Source organism: Ardenticatenales bacterium (genome assembly GCA_020634515.1).
Lineage (GTDB): Bacteria > Chloroflexota > Anaerolineae > Promineifilales > Promineifilaceae > JAGVTM01.
In genome coordinates, this window is the sequence record JACKBL010000008.1 from 129,671 (window position 1) to 153,772 (window position 24,102).

Annotated in this window: 18 protein-coding genes; 3 read left to right on the forward strand and 15 right to left on the reverse strand. The window is 60.6% G+C overall.

The window, feature by feature from the left end; genetic code table 11:
- Positions 1–62 precede the first annotated feature (62 nt).
- The 10 genes from fusA to H6650_19665 all read right to left on the reverse strand — a co-directional run bounded on the left by fusA (position 63) and on the right by H6650_19665 (position 14,667).
- Positions 63–2,138: an elongation factor G gene (gene fusA, locus H6650_19620; protein ID MCB8954219.1), complete on the reverse strand. Its 2,076-nt coding sequence runs from the start codon at positions 2,136–2,138 to the stop codon at positions 63–65.
- A 14-nt stretch (positions 2,139–2,152) separates the two neighbouring features.
- Positions 2,153–2,623 carry a 30S ribosomal protein S7 gene (rpsG, locus tag H6650_19625; GenBank protein MCB8954220.1) on the reverse strand — a complete coding sequence of 157 codons (471 nt, stop codon included), beginning with the start codon at positions 2,621–2,623 and terminating at the stop codon, positions 2,153–2,155.
- A 105-nt stretch (positions 2,624–2,728) separates the two neighbouring features.
- Positions 2,729–3,148 carry a 30S ribosomal protein S12 gene (rpsL, locus tag H6650_19630; GenBank protein MCB8954221.1) on the reverse strand — a complete coding sequence of 140 codons (420 nt, stop codon included), beginning with the start codon at positions 3,146–3,148 and terminating at the stop codon, positions 2,729–2,731.
- Between the two features lie 309 nt (positions 3,149–3,457).
- Positions 3,458–7,384 (reverse strand): DNA-directed RNA polymerase subunit beta, encoded by a 3,927-nt coding sequence (locus H6650_19635; protein MCB8954222.1) that lies wholly within the window; start codon positions 7,382–7,384, stop codon positions 3,458–3,460.
- 159 nt (positions 7,385–7,543) lie between these two features.
- Entirely contained in the window at positions 7,544–8,752 is a 1,209-nt protein-coding gene (locus tag H6650_19640; GenBank protein MCB8954223.1) for a glycosyltransferase family 4 protein, read from the reverse strand.
- A 14-nt stretch (positions 8,753–8,766) separates the two neighbouring features.
- A complete protein-coding gene (locus tag H6650_19645; GenBank protein MCB8954224.1) occupies positions 8,767–9,732 on the reverse strand; it encodes a prephenate dehydrogenase/arogenate dehydrogenase family protein in 966 nt (321 codons plus the stop codon).
- A 184-nt stretch (positions 9,733–9,916) separates the two neighbouring features.
- Positions 9,917–10,576, reverse strand: a complete 660-nt coding sequence (locus H6650_19650) for a hypothetical protein (protein MCB8954225.1) — start codon at positions 10,574–10,576, stop codon at positions 9,917–9,919.
- A 167-nt stretch (positions 10,577–10,743) separates the two neighbouring features.
- On the reverse strand, positions 10,744–12,879 hold the full coding sequence (locus tag H6650_19655; GenBank protein MCB8954226.1) for a S8 family peptidase: 2,136 nt from the start codon (positions 12,877–12,879) through the stop codon (positions 10,744–10,746).
- A 120-nt stretch (positions 12,880–12,999) separates the two neighbouring features.
- A complete protein-coding gene (locus tag H6650_19660) occupies positions 13,000–13,836 on the reverse strand; it encodes an MTAP family purine nucleoside phosphorylase (GenBank protein ID MCB8954227.1) in 837 nt (278 codons plus the stop codon).
- A 24-nt stretch (positions 13,837–13,860) separates the two neighbouring features.
- Positions 13,861–14,667: a class I SAM-dependent methyltransferase gene (locus H6650_19665; GenBank protein MCB8954228.1), complete on the reverse strand. Its 807-nt coding sequence runs from the start codon at positions 14,665–14,667 to the stop codon at positions 13,861–13,863.
- 285 nt (positions 14,668–14,952) lie between these two features.
- On the opposite strand from H6650_19665, the gene H6650_19670 reads away from it, so the two are divergent.
- Positions 14,953–15,603: a class I SAM-dependent methyltransferase gene (locus tag H6650_19670; protein MCB8954229.1), complete on the forward strand. Its 651-nt coding sequence runs from the start codon at positions 14,953–14,955 to the stop codon at positions 15,601–15,603.
- Here the strand turns inward: H6650_19670 and H6650_19675 are convergent.
- The 5 genes from H6650_19675 to H6650_19695 all read right to left on the reverse strand — a co-directional run bounded on the left by H6650_19675 (position 15,557) and on the right by H6650_19695 (position 21,982).
- Entirely contained in the window at positions 15,557–16,108 is a 552-nt protein-coding gene (locus H6650_19675) for a hypothetical protein (GenBank protein ID MCB8954230.1), read from the reverse strand. The genes H6650_19670 and H6650_19675 overlap by 47 nt on opposite strands.
- Before the next feature lie 257 nt (positions 16,109–16,365).
- Positions 16,366–17,955 carry an alkaline phosphatase family protein gene (locus tag H6650_19680; GenBank protein ID MCB8954231.1) on the reverse strand — a complete coding sequence of 530 codons (1,590 nt, stop codon included), beginning with the start codon at positions 17,953–17,955 and terminating at the stop codon, positions 16,366–16,368.
- Positions 17,956–18,013: 58 nt separating this feature from the next.
- Positions 18,014–19,144 (reverse strand): hypothetical protein, encoded by a 1,131-nt coding sequence (locus tag H6650_19685; protein MCB8954232.1) that lies wholly within the window; start codon positions 19,142–19,144, stop codon positions 18,014–18,016.
- On the reverse strand, positions 19,074–19,772 hold the full coding sequence (locus H6650_19690) for a hypothetical protein (protein MCB8954233.1): 699 nt from the start codon (positions 19,770–19,772) through the stop codon (positions 19,074–19,076). Before H6650_19690 ends, H6650_19685 begins: the two co-directional genes overlap by 71 nt.
- 164 nt (positions 19,773–19,936) lie before the next feature.
- Positions 19,937–21,982 carry a DsbA family protein gene (locus tag H6650_19695; protein ID MCB8954234.1) on the reverse strand — a complete coding sequence of 682 codons (2,046 nt, stop codon included), beginning with the start codon at positions 21,980–21,982 and terminating at the stop codon, positions 19,937–19,939.
- Between the two features lie 571 nt (positions 21,983–22,553).
- On the opposite strand from H6650_19695, the gene H6650_19700 reads away from it, so the two are divergent.
- Both H6650_19700 and H6650_19705 read left to right on the forward strand, forming a co-directional pair.
- The gene (locus tag H6650_19700) at positions 22,554–23,348 is read left to right on the forward strand and encodes a hypothetical protein (GenBank protein ID MCB8954235.1); all 795 of its coding nucleotides are present in this window, start codon (positions 22,554–22,556) and stop codon (positions 23,346–23,348) included.
- Between the two features lie 44 nt (positions 23,349–23,392).
- On the forward strand, positions 23,393–24,055 hold the full coding sequence (locus tag H6650_19705) for an aminoacyl-tRNA hydrolase (protein ID MCB8954236.1): 663 nt from the start codon (positions 23,393–23,395) through the stop codon (positions 24,053–24,055).
- Positions 24,056–24,102: the final 47 nt, after the last annotated feature.

A 24,102-nucleotide genomic window follows, 5' to 3' on the forward strand; every position in this document is an offset into this window, starting at 1 on the left:
CATTTTGCCGTAATCGCCACATCTGACCTGTAAACTCGCCTTTGTTCTGGCGCCAGAGCGCATCAACGCGCCCCTTTGAGCACCTCATCAGCTATTTTCTGCGTGACGCGATCATAATGGTGGAACTCCATTGTGAACGTGCCGCGTCCCTGCGTCATGGATCGCAAATCAGTCGCATAGCCAAACATCTCCGCCAGTGGCGCGTACGCCTTAATCGATTGAATCCCCCCGGCGCGGACTTCAATGCCTTCGATCATGCCGCGCCGCGCCGACAGGTTTCCCATGATGTCGCCCGTGTACTCTTCTGGCGCTTCGATTTCCAGGGCCATGATAGGCTCCAGCAGAACGGGCTGCCCTTTCATCACCCCATCTTTGAGGGCCATGGAGCCGGCGATCTTGAAAGCCATTTCCGAGGAGTCTACTTCATGGAAAGAGCCGTCAATCAGGGAGGCCTTTACGTCCACCATGGGGTAGCCGGCTAAAACGCCGGTTTCCATCGCCTCACGGATACCTGCTTCTGTTGGCTTGATGTACTCTTTAGGAATGATCCCGCCAATGATGGCGTTTTCAAATACGAACCCTTCGCCCGGAGGCAGCGGTTCAAGATTGATTACGACATGCCCGTACTGACCGCGGCCGCCCGTCTGGCGCACGAAGCGCCCCTCCGCCTTCTGTACGGGAGCGGTGATCGTTTCCCGATAAGCCACGCGGGGTTTGCCAATGTTTGCTGCCACTTTGAATTCGCGTCGCATCCGGTCAACGAGAACGTCCAGGTGCAATTCGCCCATCCCGTAGAGAATGGTCTGGCCGGTTTGCTCATCCGTCTTTATCTGGAATGTGGGGTCCTCTTCGGCGAGTGCGCGCAGAGCGAGGGAGAGTTTGTCCTGGTCAAGCGTGGTCTTCGGTTCAATCGCCATGGAAATGACGGGTTCTGGAAAGTCAATGGCTTCCAGGATAATAGGCGCCCCGAAATCGCACAGCGTGTCGCCGGTAAAGGTCGTTTTCAGTCCCAACGTGGCGGCAATATCGCCCGCCTGAATGAGTTTTACGTCTTCGCGGTGGTCGGCATGCATGCGCAGCAGGCGACCAATGCGTTCTTTACGGTTCTTGGTGCTGTTCATGACCGAACTGCCGACGGCGACGGTTCCCGAGTAGACGCGGAAGTAAGCCAGTCTGCCGACATAGGGGTCGGTGACGATTTTGAAGACGAGGGCGGAGAAGGGGGCATCGTCGCTGGGGATGCGGTCTTCAGGCGCGTCCGTGACGGGATTGACGCCCTGCATCGGGGGAACGTCCAGCGGAGAAGGGAGGTAGTCCACAACGGCGTCCAGGACTTCCTGAATACCTTTGTTTCGCAGGGCCGTGCCACACAAGACTGGGGTTGCCACGCCGCGCAGCGTGGCCGCACGCAGGGCTGCCTTGAGTTCGTCGGCGGCGATGGGTTCTTCTTCCAGGTAGCGCATCATCAGTTCGTCGTCCAGCTCTACGATGCTTTCAACGAGCTGCGCGTGGGCGATGGCGGCCGCTTCCTCGAACTCTTCGGGGATGGGCACGACCACGGGATGCGCGCCCAGGTCATCTTCGTGCCATTCGATAGCCTCCATAGAAAGGAGGTCTACGACGGCGTAGAAATCACTTTCCGCGCCCAGAGGGAAATGCACGGGGATGGGATTGCCCTTCAGACGGTCGCGGATCATACCGACGGCGCGGTCGAAATCAGCACCCACGCGGTCCATTTTGTTGATGAAGCAGATGCGGGGTACGCCGTAATCATTGGCCTGCCGCCAGACTGTTTCCGATTGAGGTTGTACACCGGCAACTGCGTCGAAGACAACGATGCCACCATCGAGTACACGCAGGCTGCGTTGCACTTCGGCGGTGAAGTCAATGTGGCCGGGGGTGTCGATGATGTTCACCTGGTGATCGAGCCAGAAGGTGGTGGTGGCGGCGGAGGTGATGGTGATGCCGCGTTCTTGTTCCTGCACCATGTGATCCATGGTGGCGGTTCCTTCGTGGACTTCACCCATGCGGTGAATGACGCCGGTGTAGTATAGGATGCGTTCGGTGGTGGTCGTTTTGCCGGCATCAATATGTGCGATGATGCCGATATTGCGAACCCGCTCAAGTGGATAGCGCATATTCGTTCACACTTCTAAAAGCGATAATGAGCAAAAGCACGATTTGCTTCTGCCATGCGGTGTGTATCTTCACGCCGCTTCACTGCCGCCCCTTGTTTCGTCGCGGCATCCATGAACTCATTTGCCAGTTTGGACGCCATGGACTTGCCGCCGCGGTTGCGGGCGGCAGCGATCAGCCAGCGCATTGCCAGCGTGATGCGTCGATCCGGTGCGACCTCAATTGGAACCTGATAGGTCGAGCCGCCTACGCGGCGCGGACGCACTTCAATGTGCGGCGCGACATTTTGCATCGCTTCATCAAATATCTCGATCCCGGGGCGATTGGTGCGCTCCTCAATCATATCCATGCTATCGTAAAACAGCCGTTCCGCCGTGCTTTTTTTGCCGCTGTGCATCAGGCGATTGATAAACATGGACACATGAACGCTCTGGTAGCGAAGGTCAGGATCAACATCTCGTTTTTCGGGCCGATAACGTCTCGCCATAGAAATATCTCCGTTTATGGGAACTGGGGCGTTGACAGGGCGCGCCCGATTCCCTCTGCAAATTTTCGTGTTCTATCGTCTTGCAAACGAATGTTCAGGATGCGCCTACTTCTTGGGCGCTTTGGTTCCGTATTTGGACCGACCTTTCTTACGATTTTCCACGCCATCGGCATCCAACGTCCCGCGGACGATATGATAGCGCACGCCAGGCAGGTCCTTCACGCGACCACCACGCACCAACACAACGGAGTGGTCTTGCAGGCGGTGGCCTTCGCCGGGGATGTAGGCAGTCACTTCAATGCCATTGGAAAGACGCACACGGGCAACTTTCCGCAAAGCGGAATTAGGTTTCTTAGGAGTGGCCGTTTTCACCTGCGTGCAGACGCCGCGCTTTTGGGGCGCACCCTTTGGCTGCTGCGTCCGACGTTGTTTGTACGTGTTAAAGGTCCACTGCAAAGCTGGCGCGGTACTTTTCTTCGTTTTTTCCTGTCGCCCTTTGCGTACAAGTTGATTGATGGTTGGCACGCTAGTCTTCTCCTTAGTTACTCTCAAAACCGTGCGGCAAAACGAACGAAAACAGCTATTTCAAGCGACAAACGAAGGCCATCGGTGATGAAAACCGATGGCCTCCAGTCGGGATTCGTTTATTTAATTGGTAACTAAAGTTGGTTTCCGATCCCAGAAGGGAAAACCGGACCTGCAAATTAATTACCCAACCGTTAGTAGACTTATTGAAAGAGAATTCTACCTGTTCGGCTTGACATTGTCAAACTTTTACGGTTTGGTGGTTTGGCCGACTATGCGTCAGCATGAATGGTTGCTGGTTGACACGCTCTAATGATTGCGTCGCGCCAGGTCCATGAGGCCGGTGCCGACGTATTGCCGTTGCCGGTTGTCGTCTTCTTTACCAAAGTGAATGACGTCACCGCTGTCCGTGACAGCTTCAACGGCGAGGCCGAGGCTTTGCAATTCTTTAACGAGGACGCGGAAAGATGCCGGCACGCCCGGTTCTTCAATCGGCTCGTTCTTAACAATGGACTCATACGTCTTGACGCGCCCTTGCACGTCGTCCGATTTTACAGTGAGCATTTCTTGCAGCGTGTGCGCGGCGCCATACGCCTCCAGCGCCCACACTTCCATTTCGCCGAAACGCTGCCCGCCGAACTGTGCCTTGCCGCCCAACGGCTGCTGTGTCACCAGGGAGTACGGCCCCGTGGAGCGAGCGTGTACCTTGTCTTCGACCAGGTGCGCCAGCTTAAGCATGTGAATGATTCCCACTGTAACCGGCTGGTCAAACGACTCGCCCGTCTTGCCATCAAACAGCTTTTCCTTGCCACGGGTGGGCAGGGGAATGCCTGTGTGATACGTGACGTCATTTGATTTCTCTACCAGGGCATCCAGGGGCGCTGCGTACGCATCCAAAATCAGTGATTCAGGCAACCATTCGCCATATTTGCCCAAAATCCAGGCATACCACTCACGCACGCAAACTTCGATGGTCTTTTCGTTGGTCGGGCGCCACGCCTGCTTGCTCAACGTGGTCGCCGGGAACACATCTTCCGGGGTCCATCCTTGCGTTTGTAGCCATTCGCGGGCCACCGAATAACGGGCGTAGGTGCGATCAGATTGCAGCCGCTCTACGTCATAGCCGAGTTCGCCCAGCCACGCGGACACAAACATGTTGCGCGCTTCGCGGTCGTCATACAGGTCGTCCTGGTGACGGTGCATCTCCTTCAGCCAATCCCATGCCCAATCCGTGACGATAGTCCAGGCGTGGTCCATCAACCAGGCGCGGCCCAATTCCGCGGCGATTTCTCGCTCATTGGCTCCGTCAAAAACGGGCGTAATGGCCCGAAAATCCAGCCGATGCGCGGCCCAACCCAGGTGGGTCTCCAATATCTGTCCCAGGTTCATACGGCCAGGAACACCGATGGGACTGAGAATAATGTCCACGGGCGTGCCGTCAGCCAGGAAAGGCATGTCTTCCACGGGCACAATCTTGGAAATAACCCCTTTGTTTCCGTGCCGACCGGCCATTTTGTCACCCTGCGAGATTTTGCGCCGTTGGGCGATGCTGACGCGGACCATGGTTTCCACGCCTGCCGGCAAATCTCGATCCTGCTGCCGATTGAACACCTGCACATCCACAACCTTGCCCCGCGCACCATGGGGCAACCGCAGGCTGGAGTCCTTCACTTCGCGCGCCTTGTCGCCGAAGATCGCCCGCAGCAATTTTTCTTCCGGGCTTAACTCCTTCTCGCCTTTGGGCGTAATCTTGCCGACGAGAATATCATTCGCCTTCACATCCGCGCCGATGCGAATAATGCCGCGTTCATCCAGGTCTTTCAGCGCATCTTCACTGACGTTGGGAATATCATACGTGATTTCTTCCGGCCCCAGCTTGGTGTCGCGCGCCTCCACTTCATGCTTTTCTATGTGGATCGACGTGAATTTGTCATTATACACCATGCGCTCGCTGACCAGGATAGCGTCCTCAAAATTGCCGCCTTCCCAGGAAAGGAAAGCGACAACCACATCCTGCCCCAGCGCCAGTTCGCCATTTTCCGTCGAGGAGCTGTCCGCCAGCACATCGTTCACTTCGATGCGCTGCCCTTTATTGACAACCGGGTGCTGGTCAATGCACGTACTCTGGTTGGAACGATTGTATTTGCGCAGGCGATAGTTGCGCGGTCCGTTCTCCCCCAGAACCACGACTTCGTCTCCGGTGACGCGCAGCACTTCGCCCGGTTCCGCGGCGACGACGACCTGCCCGGAGTTCATGGCGGCTTGCTGCTCCATGCCGGTGCTGACGATAGGGACGTCTGGGTCGAGGAGGGGGACGGCCTGGCGCTGCATGTTGGAACCCATGAGGGCGCGGTTGGCGTCGTCGTGTTCCAGGAAGGGGATGAGTGCAGCGGAGACGCCCACGATCTGGCGCGGAGCCACGTCCACGTAATCCACGCGCTCCACGGAGGAGAAACGGAATTGCTGATTGCGCCGCACGGAGATGCGGTTTTCCATGAATTGGCCGCGATCATCAATCTGCGCGCCTAGCTGGGCAATGGTAAACGGGTCTTCTTCATCGGCGGACATATAAACCAGATCGTCGGTGAGGAAGGGGCGCACCTTGACTTCGGGAAGGTTGGCTTCTTTGATGCGCGCAAAGGCGTCCTCGGTGATCGTCTCGCCGGCCGCCACCAGCACGTTGCCGTCGGCGTCCATGATGTCCACAAAAGCATCATGGTTGATCATGTCCGGGTCATCGCCGACAATCGTTTTGCGCACGCGCAGGTAGGGGGTTTCGATGAAGCCGTATTTGTTGACGCGCCCGTAGCTGGCCAGACGGCCAATGAGGCCAATGTTCGGGCCTTCCGGCGTTTCAATGGGGCAGATGCGCCCATAGTGGCTGTGATGCACGTCGCGCACTTCGAAGCCGGCGCGCTCGCGGCGCAGACCGCCAGGCCCCAGTGCGGAGAGGGTGCGTTTGTGCGTCAATTCCGCCAGCGGATTGGCCTGTTCCATGAACTGGCTCAACTGGGAGCTGCCGAAGAATTCGCGGATGGCGGCCACCACGGGGCGAATGTTGATCAAGGCCACGGGCGTGATGGTGTCGGATTCCCGAATGGACATGCGTTCCTTGACAACGCGCTCCATGCGGCGCAGCCCGACGCGCAGTTTGGCTTGCAGTAGCTCACCCACCGTCTTCACGCGCCGATTGCCCAGGTGGTCGATGTCGTCCGCCCCTTCGATGCCGTTGTTGATCTGAATCATGTGTTCAACCAGGCGCACGATGTCGTACTGGGTGATGGTGCGATGCTCTAGTGGCACCAGATCGTGCAGGCCCAGTTTCTTGTTGAGCTTATAGCGTCCGACGCGGGCAAGGTCGTAGCGGCGCTTGTCGTACAACTGTTCATACAGGTATTGCTGCGCGTTGTCCAGCGTGGGCGGATCGCCGGGGCGCATCCGCTTGTAGAACTCAATCAGGGCCTGTTCGGGCAGGGAGCGGTCGGGTTCCCACGGGGGTTCTTGCTCAATGCTGCCCTGGATGTAGAGGTGTTCGCCGTTGGTGTCTACGTGGGCGAAGAGGTCGAGGAGTTCCTGGTCGGAACCGGTTTTGAGCAGGTGGTTGCCCAGACCGTCATCCACGGCGGCCATGGCCCGCAGGAAGAGGGTGATGGGGACGGTGCGCTTGCGGTTGAATTTGACGGTGAGGTAGTCGGTTTTGCGTGTTTCAAATTCCATCCACGCACCGCGGTCGGGGATGAGTTTGCCCATGGCCAGGGGACGGCCCGTGGCGCGTTCTTCCTGGATTTCAAAATAGGCGCCGGGGGAGCGGATAAGCTGGCTGACGACGACGCGTTCAGTGCCGTTGATGATGAACGTGCCGGCATCCGTCATCAACGGAAAATCGCCCATGAAAATATCTTGCACGATGGGCTGGTCCAGGTCCGTGCTGTACAACAGTACCTTCACATACAACGGCGCGGAGTAGCTCATGTCTCGTTCCACGCATTCTTCCACGCTGTACTTCGGTTCGCCAAACCAGTAGCTGAGATTGAAATCCTTCACTGCCGGCAGTGAGCATGGAAAATAAAGTTCCAGATTCCCGTTATAGCTCGTGATGGGCGAAATCTCCTCGAAAAGTTCCGCCAGACTTTCATCGCGAAAGGTCATGAAGGATTCGAGCTGAACGTCGATTAAGCGAGGTAGTTCCAGTGGGGCTTTGGTACGTGCGTAGCTCTTGAGAGTCCTTTGTGGCATGTGTTCTTACCTGCTCTTGTAAGTTAGGGGGTCGCGGCCAATTTGTGTGCGGCTGAAACCACGACAAAGAAAGGGCGCAACCCATTTGTTGCACCCGCTGTTTGCGTCCGTGATTTCTGTTTGCTCGCGTCTCAGGATGCACAGTGACGCGAACCTACATTATAGCACTACATGCTGCCTTGTCAAGCGGGTGTACAGCTCCAAAATGGTTTTGCCGGCAGCTTCCCAACTGAAATGCTCCTGTGCGCGCCGACGCAGTTTTGCGCCCAGTTCCTGGCGGCGCGCGCCATCCTGACACAAAGCCAGCAGCCCTTGCGTCAGGCTTTCCACGTCTCCCAGCGGCGCATATACGCCGCCCTCACCCAGATAATCCCGATGCACGCGCGTGTCATAGGCCACCACAGGCAACCCCATAGCCATGTAGTTGAGTACCTTGCCGCTCCCTTCCGTCTTGGACATCTTGGCGGAGACGGCCACGTCGCCTAACGCCAGCCGCGCGGGCGCGTCCTCATAATCAACCCGGCCGGTGAGGGTGACGTGATCGGCTACGCCCAGGTCCGCGGCCATGCGCTGATAGTGGTCTACATTGGGGAAGCCCATGATCAGGAAGTGGATGTTGTGCCCGGCCCGGCGCAACCGTGCCGCGGCTTGCAGCAGATGATCCGTGCCCTGGTAGTCGGCCAGCAGCCCCAGGTACACGACCAACGGTCGCTCTGGGGGAATGCCCAGTTGCCGCCGCAGCCGCTGCTTTGCTTCCGGGCTGAATTGCGTCGGATCAAATCGGGTCAGGTTGGCGCAGTCGGGCAGAGGATGGATGCGGCGCGAGGGCACCTGGAACTTGTCCATCAACAAATCTTGTGCGCGTAGCGAACTGGTGAGGATGGCGTCCGGCAGGTTGGCGATGAACTTTTCCAGCCGAAACATCCAGGGAAATAGCCGCCCATGGGGATCGAGGAAGTGGTGATCGACCATTTCGCCGGTGAGGCTGCCCTGAAAGTCGAAGACGAGGGGCACGCGCCAAATGGTCGCCAGTGGCCAGCCAAGTAGAGCGCCCTCGTGCATGTGCCCGTGTACGATGTCGGGCTTGACCATGCCCATGACGCGCAGGCTTTTGATGGCCAGGTATGCGTCGAGTGCCAGCTTGTGCCGTGATGAGCCGACTTCGTAATCGGCGTGCCAGGGAAGGGCGGGCGTGCGGTGAATGGTGAGACCAGGGACGTCCTTTCCTTTATCGTAGGTGACGATGGTGACCCGATGCCCGGACGCTTGCAGCACGCGCGCTTCCTCCAGGATACGAATGTGCCCACCGTAGTCGGCAAAGAAGGAGGTGGGGGCAATCATTAAGATGTTGAATGGTCTGGACGGCATGATGCAGGCGGGCGTCAGTTGTCGCTTTTTTTACGGCGGCTCCCCAGGAGGCGTTCACGCATGGTCAGGGGATCAATGTTGTTAAGGGGAAATTCTTGCCAGTCGTTGCGGGCACGCTGGCGCAACCATTCCTCGCGTTCGATGGCTAGTTGTTGAAGCAGCGCGTCCAGCGTTTCTGATTCCCCTTCGTATATTTGCTGCTGCATGGCGCGCAGTTCGTTAATGATGCTTTCCAGCCAGCGGAGGGTGGCCGCCTTGTTTTGGATGGCTTGATAGCCCAGGTCGGGCTGGCGCAAGGCAGCGGTTCCGAGGGCAAACGTGGGGCCGGCAAAGCGGAGTATATCGCGCCAGCCGGTGGCCTGGGTAATGGCGCGGAAGAGGGCGGCGGAGAGGAGGCCGGGGATGGTGTCTACGCCTTGCGCGAGGCTGTCGTATTCGTGGGGATCGAGGAAGTAGGGTTGCGCGCCGACGAGGAGGCCGATGTTGATGGCGGTTTCCACGGCTTTTTCTTCGGCGCGTGCTGCCGGCATTAAGCACATCACCGAGTCCCGAAACAGATCCGGGGTGGCCGCCTCCAGCCCGACGCGGCCATCGGCCAGCATGTTGGCGGCCAGTACGGGCTTGACGCCGACGTAGTGCCCTTGCCGTAGGTACTGCGCGGCCCATTTTTGCCCCAGTCCTTTGGCGTCGGAGGCATCGAGAATGAGGGTATGCTCCTGCACGTCCTGGCCGATCTGGCGCAGGGTGGTTTCCAGGGCAAATGCCGGCAGAGACAGGATTACAATATCCGCCCCCGCCACCGCGCCGATGAGATTCCAGCGGCTTTCATCAATGATGCCTTTCTTTTCCGCTTCTTTGGCCAGCGGCGCATCCAGGTCAAAGCCGACTCGTTTCAGTTTGAGTTCAGGCCGTTTGAGCGCCAGAGCGAAAGACGCGCCGATGCGGTCCAGGCCGATGATGGATACTCTTTGTGCTTTCATATTCTGTAGGTAGTTGGTGGACCTGCCTGCTCTGGCCGGTCACGCGCGACTCACTGAATGGTCGTGGTGGTGCTGGTAAAATGCCGGCATCTCCTGCCGGATGCGCACGGCTGCCTGAATGGACCAAAATGATCCCAACGGGCGAAGTATACCCCAAGATAATGGAAGTGACAGCGGGAGAAGTTTAACGGGGGATGACCCACCTCCGCCAGTCCGGCGGCAGCTTGCCGGCGCGGCGCGCGAACTGCATGGCGTGCCCGCAGGCGCACGCGCGCGGCGATGGCAGGTTGACCCCACCTGGCCAGCCCGACAGATCGAAATTCGGCGGGACCAACAGCGTCGCCCAACACATCTCTAGCTCGCGGCACAACGCTCCTTCAGGTTGGGAGTGGGTGGTGAAGGCTGCCACGCCCTGGTTGCGCCACCACGCCCGCGTATCTGGCGCGGGGAGGTTGTCGAGGATGAGAAGGTTGCCCCCCTGCCGCGCTCCCGCCGCGCCCAGGGCCGTGGTCATTTCCGGGCAAAAGGGGGGCTGCTGTTGCACGTAGCCCGTGCCGACGGTCTCGAAAAAGGTCGTGGGGCGTTCGTCGGTGAATTCGATGAAGTCGCGGGGGAGCGTGGGCTGCGTCAGGTCTGGTTCCAAAATGACGGCCAGGACACGTTCCGCCCCCGCCAGCCGCGCGGCGTAGGCGGCGGCACGGGGATCGGGCAACGTCGCCGCGGCCAGGGTTATGGTTCCGGCGGTGCGGCGGCCAGCAACCGGGCCGAAAGGGGTTTCCAGGATGTCGGGAGAGGATGCGGCGCGTGCCGGCATTCGATAATCAAGGACAGCCAGCGTGATCATGCAACCATTGTATCTCAAGCGGGCAAAAGCGGTGAAAGTTGACTTGCGACATCCCTCAATCGTGCGGGGGTTCGTGTGTCTGAGATTGCGAATGCTGGCGAAAAAAAGCCCCGTCTCCAGGGACGGGGCTTTCATCAGGTTATGTTTCAGACTGCCGGCATCTTTTCCTACGGACGTTCGAGCCAGAAATCGTAACCGCCAGAACCGCTGTAAGAGGAGATGCGCCAGTAGTAGTAGCCAGCGGATCCGTTGTAACTAATGCTCTCGCTGCTGGAAGCGCTGGTTGAGCTGGCGACGGAAGACCAATACCAGCCGGTCCACTTGTAGAGGTAGAGGTCGAAGTCTGTGCCTGCCGGACCTTCCAACCACCCATTGTGCGTGCCGGCATTACTGTAATAGTACGTCCCGTTCGGCTGATAATCATAATCACCCGCGCCGGAAAGCGTACCGGTGAAATGCTCACAGTTGGTGCAGGGATCGCCACCAGGAGGCGGTGTGGGTGTGGGGGGGATGGGCGTTGGCGTGGGGGGCACGGGGGTATTGGTGGGCGTGGGGGGGATGGCCGTCGGGGTGGCCGTCGGTGGGATGGGTGTGGGGGTGGGGTTGCCGCCGCCGCCCGCGGTGCAGATTTCCACGCTCCACCCGTTGAGGCTGCCGCCGTCCAGGTTGGCATTATCGTGGATGATCAGTGTCCAGGTTCCGGCGCTGTTTTGCCCGTCAAACGTGGAGAGCGGATTGCTGGGTTGGTAGGTTCCGCCGTTTGTTGGTGGGCAAGGCCAGGAACCAGGCGCGGCCTCGTCATCCAGGCTAAGATTGAAGTTGTCCTGTGAGCCGCACGAACGGGCCATGATCTGCACGGTTGTGCCGGCAGGACTCTGCAAATTGAAGTCCAGGTCATTGATCCAGGTGTGCGTGCCATTCAACCCCAGCACATTGACGTCCACAATGGTCCCGCTGCCGCCCACCGTGACGACTGAAGTGACCGTGGGTGTGCCGCTGCTGGAAATGCTTTTCGGCACGTCGGTGCTGGTGTAGGTTGTACACGTTTGCGGTCCGGGTGTGTTTGTCGGCGTGGGAGAGGGGGGCGGGTTCGTATTCAGCAGGGAGTAGAGCAGCAGGTTGGGCGATCCCGTGCCAATGCTGCTGAGGCGACCACTGGTGGCGCTGGTGATGATGGCGTTGGTCACGGTGGCCGGGGATGCGCCCGGATTGCTTTGCAGATAGAGGGCGGCTACGCCGGCGACGTGCGGGGTGGCCATAGACGTCCCGCTGATGGTGTTCGTGGCGCTGTCGCTGGTGTTCCAGGCGGAGGTGATGTCTGATCCTGGGGCGAAGATGTCCAGGCAAGTACCGTAGTTGGAGAAGGAGGAGCGGGCGTCGGAGGAGGTCGTGGACCCGACGGTGATGGCCGCGGCTACGCGGGCCGGGGAGTAGTTGCAGGCGTTGGCGTTGTCGTTGCCCGCGGCAATCGCGTACGTGACGCCGCTGTTGATGGAGCTGATGACGGCGTTGTCGATAGCCGTGGAAGCGCCGCCGCCCAGGCTCATGTTGGCCACGGCCGGGCTTTGGTGGTTATTGGTGACCCAGTCAATGCCGGCAATGACGCCGGAGTTGGAGCCGGAACCCTGGCAGTTGAGAACGCGCACGGCGTGGAGGGTGACGGCTTTGGCTACGCCATACGTGCTGCCGCCAATTGTGCCGGCAACATGCGTCCCGTGTCCGTTGCAGTCATTCCCGTTTTGTCCGTCGCCAACGCTGTCGTAGGCGATGGAGGCGCGCCCGCCAAACTCATTGTGCGTGGGGCGGATGCCGGTGTCGATGATGTAGGCATGGACGCCGCTGCCGGTCAGGTTGTAGGTGTAGGTCGTGTCCAGCGGCAGGTCGCGTTGGTCAATCCGGTCGAGGCCCCAGGTGGCGTTCGGCTGTGTGGTGGTGGCCCAAGCCTGCTGGTCGGCTTCGATGTAGGCGACGTTGGGGTCGCGGCGGGTGGCGGCCAGGGCCGCGGGGGAGAGCGTGCCGGCAAATCCTTGCAGCGCCGTCGTGTAAATGTATTGGACCTTCCCGCCGAGTGCCTCAACCTGGTTGGTCAGGCTGCCGGTCACGGCGGCGGTGGCGCCTTGTTTGAAAACGACAATGTATTGATCGGGAATAGCATAGGCGCTGTCCGCATACAGGACGGGCGCATCCGCCTCGCGCTGCTGCGTCTCCGCGGCGCTGTCCGCGCCAAAGGATGGGCCGGCCAGCAGGGCGAGCGCCAGGATGGCGGCAACAACATACAGAATACGGGACTGTTTCAATCTCATATGAAAAACCTCCTCAGTTAAAATAGAACGGATAGGTTGACGACAGATGGTCATAATTATGTGAAACCTTATCGTGTGTCTCTCGTTTTTGCCCCTGTTCCGCGCTATTTTGGATGACAGTTAGGCGGATGCCGGCATGAATGCCGTACGAGCGCCCAATTCAACCGCCGCCGCCAGCAGCACGGGCAGCGCGCGGCGCGCCACGCCGGCGCCAAAATCACGCCGGGGATCGAGATGCCACAGCCCCGTGGCAAAATTCGTGACCAGGCAGAGGCTGGCGTAGGCCACCCCCAGTTCCGCCGCCAGCCACACTTCCGGGCACAGCGTCATCCCCACCACATCCGCGCCAAGTTGCCCCGCGAGGGCGATTTCCGCCGCTGTCTCCAGTCGTGGCCCCTCCGTGCAGACGTAGGTCAAGGCCGCCATCGGGTCCAGGGTGGCATCGCCGTGGACCAAAATCGCCTGGCGTGCGTCGGCGGCGAAAGGCTGTGCCGCCTGGCGCGGGTCGTCTCCCTGGTTGATGTGGTCAATGGTGCGGGCGGCGGCGCGGCTGGGATGGGGTGTGGGGCCAAAGCTGCTCTGCCGGTTGCGTGTCCAATCCAACAAGCGTGCCGGCACAACCATGTCGCCCACGCGCAGTCGCGGATTGATCGCACCCACCCCATTCCAGGAGAGAATGTGCGTGCCGCCCAGGGCGCGCGCGGCCCAGATGTTGGCGCGATGGTTGACAAAACGGGCGGATCGCGCCAGGGTGTCCTCGCCATGCCGACTACTAAACCAGACCGCGCGACCGTCCGCCGTCTGTAACTGGTAGAACAGGGGCGAGGTTCCATAAGGGGTGGTGAGCCGGCGACGGGCGACGATGGGCGCGAATTCGCCCGGATCAATTTCGTAGGCAGCCGTGCCGCCGAAGATGACGACGACGGGGGCGGGCAGGGTGGGGGTGTTGGGGGGCATGGTATTTGCGCGTAGTCACAGTGGTTAAAGGTCCAGCTTGAAGGCAAGTTGATATTCAGGGGGCGTGGCGGCTTTGTCGGCGCGGAAGCAGGTGGTAATGTCGTGGCGCGGCTGCTCCTGCCGCGGGTGAAATCCGGCCTGTCGCAGCATTTCGCGCCAGTGATCGGGTTCGGGCAGTCGGTTGGCGGCAGGGCCGAGAACGAGCCAGTTGGTGAGGGAGCGCGTGCGTTCGGAGAGGAGGAGCCTGCCGCCGGGAGCCAGGATGCGGTACGCTTCTTGCAGCAGGCGCTGGCGGTCGCCATGTTGCGGAAACTGGCTCAGCGTGTCGTGCAGGATGATGGCGGGAACGCTGCTGTCGGGCAGGGGGATGAGGTCCACGCTGCCGGCAATCCAGGTGCGTCGCGGGTCGGGGGGCGGGTGGAGGAGGCGCTGGCGGGCGCGGCGGAGGGTGGGATTGGGGGTGAGTTGGGGGTTATACAGGTCGATGATGGTTAATTTGCCGGTGGTGAGGAGGGTGGTGAGGTAAATGCCGGCATCTCTCCGCCCCACCTCAATCTGCACAAACCGCTCCGTCGGCGTAATCTCCCCCAGCGCAAACAAATAGGCATAATCCGGGGAGCGCCCCTGCCGCTGGGCCAGCAGCAGCCCCACCGCCGTAAAATAAAACAGCACCAGCCAGATCGCCGCCGCGAACAACGCATACGCCCACCAACCCTGGCTTGCCACCATCAGGATCAGCAGCAGCAGCGCCGCGTTAGCCAGAGCGATGCCCACGTAGCGGGGCCAATGATCATAAACGTGTTGACGAATACCTGGCATACGACCGGTCACAGACGCGCTATCTGTCTCCTATGTAACCGCCCCAAAATAACTTCGCACTTTTTACGGACGGTTACTGACAAGCTGTCCGCACATTTCCGATAATTTAATTGCGGACAGCCACTAAGGGGCAAGATTGGTTCATTCTCCGAGAATGAACCAATCTGTTTCCTGTGCATTCCACTCCGCAATGTCGTATAGTTGCTGCCATCCCATGCTGCCCGGCACGGGCGGAGACGACAAGGACGCCTCCCTGTATGGGCCTGGTCCGCTATGGACGCAAAAAGGATGGTTCCCATGTCAGACGACATCTACCACCAACTTCTGGAAAGATACCAGAGTGGACAAGTTCCCTGGGACCAGGAATTGCCGCCGCCGGAAGTGATAGACCTGGCGCGGACGTTGTTGCCGGGGCGCGCGCTGGACCTGGGTACAGGCTTTGGGCGGGCGGCCATCTACCTGGCGCGGTTGGGTTGGGAAGTGGACGCCGTGGACTTCATCGCCGAAGCCATCGCCGGCGCGGTCACGCGGGCGCAGCGAATGGGCGTGGACGGCGTGCGGTTTCACCTCAGCCAGGTCACGGCTATGCCGTTCCTGTTTGCTCCCTATGATCTGGCGCTGGATGTGGGCTGTATGCACAATTTTTCGTCCGTGCAGTTGGTGGCCTATTGCCATGAACTGCGCCGCCTCCTGCGGCCTGGCGCGCATTATCTCCTGTTTGCGCATTTGCGCGCGCCGGACGCCGCCGAAGCGCGCTGGCTCGACGAGGCGCTTTTGCGGCGCTTGTTCAGCGATGGCTTCCACCTCCGGCGCGTCGAATATGGCACGACCCAGGTCGGCGACAATCCTCCGTGGCCGTCTGCCTGGTTCTGGTGGCAGCGGGCGGCGGAAGGGGAAAGCGTTACGAGTTCTTCTGACGTTCCTGGCGCAGACGCGGCAGCCAGGTGAGCAGGGTGCTGCCATCGGTGAAGCCGAGGGGGAGGAAGGCCCCCAGGGCGAAGACGAGCAGGTTTTCCCAGAAGAAAAACTGGCTCAGGTAGGCGGGCAGCCCGCCTGTGGGGCGGAGGGCGAACATGGCGAGGAGGCCGAGCAGGCTGAGTAGCAGGCTGGCGGGGGAGCCTCCGAGTGCGCGACGAATGTGGACGGATGCCGGCAATTCCGGTTCGTCACGCGGATAGAAGGAGCCAATCAGGAACCAGTGCAGGTGCAGCCGCTGCATGGGCCAGCCGACGCGCCGCGCCGCCCAGACGTGACCCAACTGATGCCCCAGATCGGAGAGCCAGTGCAGCAGGACGGCCACGAACCCGCCCGCCACGGCGGATCCCAGGGATAGGCCGAGGAACAGATACCCGGCCGCGCCCAAGGTTGCCCAAAGGATTAGGCTGCTGATGAGTGCCGGCATTTTCGCGCTGATCGTTACGCCCCAAATACTGCCGAAATGAATCGTTCGCATGATGGTTGCCCTCCAAAGAAGTGTGCCACCTCCCTGGAAACTCAATGAATGATGGTAACGACTAACGCTCTCTGGCGATTGGACCCCTTTCACCGGAGAAAATGAGTCCAATCAGGCTTAGGACTGACGATGAAAAAAGTGCGGAATGGCATCGTCAGTTTGAAGGAACGGTAAGGAAACAACTTCGTTGTCTTATCTTTTTTCCGTTCCTGAGCAGTTACGCTTAAAGTTCAAAAAGCTTCCAGGAAGATAGCTGCCTATTCAATGTACCCCAGGTTACGCAGAGCGTCCATGATACCGCGCTCTTCCGCTTCGCTCAATAGCTCCTTTCCTTTTTCCTGCTTTGGCGACACCTCCGCGTAGCGCACGGGGCGCGGCTGCGCGAACAGAGGCAGCACCCGCCCATCCATGTGGCGCGGCACGGGCTGACCCAGCGCGTGCAGCGCCGTCGGTGCAATGTCAATCAGCCGGGCTTCCTGTATTTCACCTTGTGCAAATGCCGGCCCCGCCGCCACCAGGATGCCATTCAGGTCATGGTAGCCGCTGATGCCGCGCAGCCAGCTTGGAGGAATTTCCGTCATCATCTCGTGCAGCCCCGCGCCCCCGTCCACATCGGGCTGAAGCCGTACCAGGATGTCCGGGGCGCGGTTCAGGTGGGGGCCATGATACACGGCTTCTCGCGGTAGGGCGGTCACGACCGTCGGCTGCCGCCGCAAAGTAGCCAAAATCTCTTCGCGTAGTGATGAGTAGGCAGAAAGGGGAACACAGCCATGCGGCTGCCGACCCTGTAGATTCAGGTGGACGCCCTCAATGGGGTGGCTGAGCTTTACGCGATAGGCTTGTGTGCGTGGCCAGTCGATCTGGTCGATACCCTCGCGCATACGGCTGAGGCGCTCCTTGAGCCGGGTCGGTAGCGATTGCTTCACCCAGTCCACCACGGGCAGGCGTTGCTTGGCCCACTCTACCGCTGCCTGGCTCAACGGCGGCGCGGTGGCGGACGTCTTGGCCCGCAGCCAGCCATGCGCCGCCAGCCAGGCATTCAGGTGGAAGGCGCGTTGCGGGCGCGGCGCGCCGCCGTGGTCGGAAATGACCATTACGTTCAGGTCGGGCGGCAGGTGCGCCAGCAGCCGCCCCAATTCCGCATCCGCCGCGATCATCACGTCCGCCAGCAAGGGGGCGTATCGCTGCCGCGCCGCCGCGCTGACGCCGGGAAAACCGGGTTGGGCAAATTTGAAGAAGCGGTGCTGGGCACCGTCAGTGGCTCCGTTAACGAACATGAGTAGGTCCCAATCCACCTCCTGGCTGAGGCGGAGCAGGTTGTTCGTCATGGTAGCCATGCTGTGACGGTAGATGGCTGCCTGGCGCGACGGGCGGGCGCGACTGATCTGGTCCGCCGTGTGTGTATCCAGCGGACCCAGGCGCGCGCTCCACGCTGGCGGCTGTGTGTAGGCGCGACGGCGGTCGGGGGTGGGGTAGCCGGCGACCATGACGCCGCGGACGGGCCAGGCGGGGTAGGTGAGGGGGACCTGGTAGGCGATAACGCCGCCGTCGATGAGGTCAAACAGGGTGGGCAGTTGGTAGCTGGCGGCGCCGGCAAGCTGCTCGTCGTGGCCGCTGTAGCGGCTCAGGTCGAGGTTGCGGAAATCGAAGACGCCGTGCTGTCCGGGATTGGTTCCCGTGAGCATACTCACCCAGGCGGCGGCGGAGATGGGCGGCCAGACGGAGGTAAGTGTTCCGTGCGTGCCCTGGGCGCGGAGGCGGGCCAGTGTGGGGAGTTTGCCTGCGTCGAGCAGGGGGCGCAGCACCTGCCAGGTTGCGCCGTCAAGTCCGGCAATGAGGAGTGGCATGGGAGGGGCGAGTGGTGTGTGGCGAGTGGCGAAGAAACCGCCAACCGCAAACCGTCAACTAACAACCGTCAACTATCAACGCTGCTATTTCCTCCGTATTGTATCCCAGGTGCAGGGTGGCGGCGGGGGCTTGTTGGGAGAGGGCTTGCAGGAGGCTGACGTGGGCGTCGAGGGTGGGTTCGTCCCAACTGTCGATGCTTTCGGACATGAGGTGGGCGAGGGCGAGGGCAGGTTTGAGGGGGTGGAGGCGGCTGGTGGGGCTGTGGCTGACTTGGGGGAAGTAGAGGGCGCGGATGGGGCTGGGGGGGGCGCGGTGGGTGATGAGGATGGATGCCGGCATGTGATATTTCCCATCATCTCCATTCAACGGCCATTTGCGCGCCAGCGGCTGTAGCCACGGCAGCAGCCGCAGCGACGATGGTTGGATGCTAAACCCACCCGGCGAAGGCAGCGCGTACACGCCATCCGCGCGCTGTTGTAGCAGCGTCAGATCGTTTGCCAGGTAATGCCAGCCACGCCGTAGCAGGTTTAGTCCCGTGGTTGTTTTGCCGCTGCCTGACTGCCCTACCAACAATGTCGCCGCGCCATCTCGAACGGCGGCAAAAGCGTGCAAGAGAAAGTAGCCACGCGGACGCAACAACGCCGCCAGCGCCGCCATAATTACGTCTTCGACGCGCCCACGCCTGAAAATAGCGGGCGTGATCACGGCCTCTACCGGGATGACGTTGCCGGCAGGCTGGCCCAGTGGCAGGGCGACCTGCGCGCCATCGTGAAAGGCCAGTAGCACGCGCCCATCTCGCAGGCGATAGGCGGCGACGTTGGGGCGAGGGGCGTGCGGATCGTGGTGGGGGGTCTGGAAGTAGGGTGGAAATGCCGGCAACGACGGCAGCGCATCCCTTGTCCGAATCACAAAACAAAGATCGGCGGCATCCGGTTCGGCTACCGCCGTTTCGGCTACCGCCGTTTCGGCTACCGCCGTTTCGGCGGCCTCATCCTGTGGGAAGCCATCGAACAGGGTGCGCCAATGGGCGCGGGCGCGTTCGTCGGCGCAATGCAGCACCAACCGCAGCCCGTGGAATTGTACGCCGAATGCCGGCAAGGGAAGCGTCGTGTCGGATTTACTTTGCGGCGATGTCATGCCGGTGTAGAGCGGACCAGATACGGTAGAGATGCGTGAATTGCGCGCCATTCGCGGCGGTCCACCGGCTCGCCGTATCTTCTGCTTCCGCCAGATATTGTTGCTCTACCTGCGCCAGGTCTTCCATTTCCGCGGCGGAAAGAGGTTGTGCCGTCAGGTTGTCCTGGCGTGGGATGACGACGACGCGGGCCAGAGGCGCGCCGCGCGTAAGATGAACCGGCTGATCGGGCTGTGGCAGGCGGAAGACGAGGAATGTTTGGCGTGGGTACCAGTCTGACTCAATGACGCCGGTAATCATCTCCAGGCCGGGCGGCGGATCCGTTGCCGGCAGCAGCAAGGAGACGAATCCTGGCGGCGTTTTCAAGGTGTAGCCGCTGCCGATGCCGAAATGGTCGGGGGCGAACTGGTGGATGATGCGCGGCTGATTGGTCTCGCGGGCCAACATCGGCAGGTTCTCCACCGCCAGAACATCGGCGGCGCTGACGGAAATTGTAACGTCCGTGAGGTAGCCGTAAAACAGGGTCCAGCCAACTCTTTGCCCGTCTCCCCACGGTTTGCAGTGAAAAGGGACCGCCTGTGGCGGTTGCGCGGCGGCGCGCGCCTGGTCCAGTGGCGTGACGCGGGGGTGGGGGCGGGCGGGATCGAGCAGATAGGGGACGGATTTTCCGAATTTTAGCATGAGGGACAATCGTAACGATTAACGCTATCTGGAGATTGGACCAATTTTACGCATGCAACGACCATTTTCACCAGAGGAAATTGGTCCAATCTGGCTTGGCAGTTTTGGGCAATCAACCTTACAGGTCGCCAAAGACCTGTAAGGTTGATAATGTTTCCGCCGTGTTAGCGACCGGCGAGGCTCTGTTCGATGGCCTGGTTGAAGACGTCCAGAGGCTGCGCGCCAACGAGCATGTTTCCGTTGATGAAGAAGGTTGGCGTGCCCGTGATGCCCAGGCTTGCGCCTTCGCGCAGGTTGCGGTTGATGGCGTCGTCGTATTGGCCGCTCTGCAGGCATTGGTTGAAACTGGCGGTGTCGAGGCCGAGTGTGCCGGCATAATTCGTAAACAAATTCGCCGCATTCTCGTTGCCCCACTCTCCCTGCTTGCTAAACAGCAAACCTATCATTTCCACGGAGGCGCTCTGTTCGCTCGCGCACCACGCCGCCTGCGACGCCAAAAACGCCTGCGGATGAATGGACGTCAGTGGGAAATCTTTTATCACGTAATACACCTGACCCGTGTTGATGTACGATTCCAGCAGCGACGGGAAGGTTTGCGCGTGGTGGCGGCTGCAGAACGGGCACTGGAAATCCGTGAACTCGACAATTGTCACGGGCGCGTCCGGGTTGCCAATGCCAAAGCTGTCATCTAGCGAGACATTAACGGGGCCAGAGGGCGTGGGTATCGGCGTGGGGGTTGGCTGTGGCACGTAAGCTTCCGCCAATCGTCCTTCCGCCGCCAGCGATGTGGCAATTTGGAAGTGCTCAATTGGGCGCGCGCCATTGAGCGGGTAGCCATTGATGAAGAAGAATGGCGTACCGTCCACCCCCAGCGCCAGCGCCTCGTCCTTATTGTTTATCACCTCGCTGTCGTACTTTTGCGAAGTCAGGCAGGCGGAGAATGTGGCCTGATCCAGCCCCAACTCCACGGCCAGGTCGATCAGGCTTTGCGTTGTGTCCACGTTGGGGTCGCTCCAGATGGGCTGTCTGGCAAACAAGATGTCGTGCATTTCCCAATACGCGCCCTGATCCCCGGCACAGCGGGCGGCATTGGCCGCGGCACGCGCTGCCGGATGAATGTTTTCCAGCGGCAGGTCCTTGATAATGTAATAGACTTGACCTGTGTCCACCATGTCTTGCATGATGCTGGGGAGCGTTTCCGCGAAATGTCGTTGGCAGTAAGGACACTGGTAGTCGGTGAATTCAATGATAGTGACGGGCGCACCCGGGTCGCCTTTGGCGGCGGCGAAATTCGTGGTAAGCGTGGCCGGGGTGGGAGCGACGACCGGCTGGTCTGGCTGGGCTTCGGTTTCGGCGGCGGCGATCTGTTCCCCGTTCATGACGGTTTCGATGGCCTGGTTGAAGACGGCCAACGGTTGCGCGCCCACCAGTGGTTGATTGTTGATGAAGAAGGAGGGCGTGCTGTTGACGCCACGCGCCTGCGCGTCCTGCGCATCCGCTTTCACGGCGTCGTTGTATTCCAGCGCGGAGAAGCAGTCGGAAAACGCGGCCATATCCAGCCCGGCCTGGTTCGCCAGATTGGTTAGCGCCTGTTCATAGCCGGCATTGGCCCACTGAGAGACGGTGCTGAAAAGGAGATCGTGCATGGCCCAGTACTGCGCCGCGCCCTGCGCGCCGGCGCAGCGGGCGGCGTTGGCCGCGGGCACGGCCTGCGGGTGAATACTTGTGAGCGGGAAGTCGCGGAAAATGAAGACTACTTCGCCGTTGGCGATCTGGTTCTGGCGCAATGCGGCGAAAGTTTCCGTGAAGAAGCGGCTACAGAAGGGGCACTGGTAGTCGGAATACTCTTCCATGACCACGGGGGCGCTGGGGTCGCCCATGTAGGGGTAGCCTTCGACGGTGAAGCCGACTTGCAGCCCCTCGGCGAAGATGGCGCTGCTGTTGGGGTCAATGTTGATGGTGGGTTCGATGCCGGCATTTGCCGACACATTGCTGGCAGGAGATTCCGCGGGCAGTTCCGGATCGACACTGGCCTCCGTGATAGCCTCACTCGTGGCCAGGGATGCCGCATTGGCCGTTGCGGCAAAATCTACGGCGGGCGTATCGCCTTCATTGACGGACGGTTCCACGGGGCCACAGGCGGCTATGATAAAAAGCAGCAACAAGCTGCCCAGGAAAAGAAGCGGCGCGGGCGAAAGGCGAGGTTTCATAAAGTTACTCCATGTCTTGATGGGCAATCGGTCGGATCGTTCTCTCACGCTGACCTCAAGGACAGGAGGCGGAGCCGGGGCAGTTGGCGCACAATAGCCTGGCTCTCAGGCCAGGCCCGCGCCGCCAGAACGATGGTCAGCATAAGGTGAAATCAGTTTGCGTCAGGGGGGAATTATGACACACACGCATTGTTTCGACCAAGTGAACGGACGACGACGATCAGGTAATGCTTATGTGCGGGGTGGGTGGCGAGGGGCCGGGCACGTGCTCTCGACTTCCGCCTTCCGTGCGATTCGCCAGAGGCTGGCGGCTGTGCTAGACTATACTTTTTGGTTTACGCACAGTCATTTTTACGTATCCCGTAAATTCTCAACTGGACACTGGCGTTTTTGGCGTGGCGGCTTCAGCCGACCCACGTATGGCGTTTGATCCGGCCACCCTATGTGGATTTCGCCAGACGCCAGCTCTCGATATTTCGGGGGAAATGCAGCCTGAGCTTGTCGAAGGCCGTTGGTTTCGACAGGCCCAACCAACTTTACCACCCTTTATTGAGAAGATACCGTATCTCGTATGAACAAGAAAGACAGGCGACGTCTGCTGTGGTGGTTGTGCTGGGGCTGGTTGGGTGTGTTGGGGGCGGCGTGGTGGATCATGCCGGCATCCGCCCAAACTCGCACCAATGGCATCGAAAAACCGGCGGACGGGGAGACCGTTGCCGGCATCGTGTCCATCTCCGGAACCGCCGCCGACCCCAACTTCCTCCGCTACGAACTCGCCTTCCGCCGCGAATTGGGCGGCGATTGGATCGTTTTTGCCGAAGGAGACCAGCCTGTTTATGCCGGCACGCTCGCCCTGTGGGACACCACCGTCGGGCGCAACACCAACGCCGCCGTCTTTCCTGATGGCGCTTATCAACTCCGCCTGCGCGTCGTGCGCCAGGATTACAACTACGATGAATATGTCGTCAGCGGCGTCATCATTTCCAACGACACACCCACGGCTACACCCACGATCACCACAACCGTCACCGTCACGCCTCCCGCATCGACCGGCGCCACCCCCTTTGCCGTGCCATCGCCCGCCGCGCTGCCCTCGTTGACGCCGTTTCCCACCCTCACGCCGTTGGCCGCGCCGCCCGGCGATGTGGTTCCCATCTCGCCGGAGCGGGGGCGCGGGGAGGGCGCTTCGGAGACGGGCGGTTTGCTGGGGCAGCTTGCCGGCATTGATGCCGGTCGCTTCTCCCGTGCGTTTTGGGCAGGCGTGCGTGTCACCGGCATCCTGTTCGCCATCGGTGGTCTCTATGTATTCTTGCGCGCGCTCACACGCTGGCTGCGCCGCCTGCCGACCCGCCGTCCCCGATCATAAGGGATGCGCGTCCGCCCTCTGTCACCATACTGATTGTTGCCATGATGTCCGATAACTCTCTCGACACACTCTTCTCCCGTTTGCAGCCGGATGCCCTCGCCGCAGAATCAACGCCCCAACGGGCGCTGGTGGTCGGTCTGGGGAATCCGGGGCGCGAATATCGCCAGAACCGCCATAATCTCGGTTTTATGGTGATAGACAAACTGGCGCAGGCGCGTGGCATCCAGGTGGGCAAGTCGCGTAGTCAGGCGATAATGGGGGATGGGGAGATTGCCGGCATTCCCGTCATCCTCGCCAAGCCCCAAACCTACATGAACAACAGCGGCGCGGCCGTCTCCCAACTCCTGCGCTTCTTCAAAATACCCGCCAGCCGCCTCCTCGTCATCTACGACGAACTGGATTTGCCCCTGGGTACGCTGCGCCTGCGCCAAAAAGGGAGCGCCGGCGGCCACAACGGCATGCGCTCGCTCATCCAGCATCTGGGCGACGACTTCCCCCGGCTGCGCCTGGGCATTGGCCGTCCCCCTGGGCGACTTCCCGCCGCCGCCTTCGTGCTGCAAAACTTTGCCGAAGCCGAACAGATCACCGTAGAAATCATGTTGCAAGAAGCCGTGACCGCCGTGGAAACCTTTCTCACGCAAGGTATAGACATCGCCATGACGCGCCACAACGGCCCCGTTGCCGGCAGAGACGCAGATAACGGATGACCAAATAGACCAGCCCACCTGCCCGGAAGCGCCACGGCAACCATTCA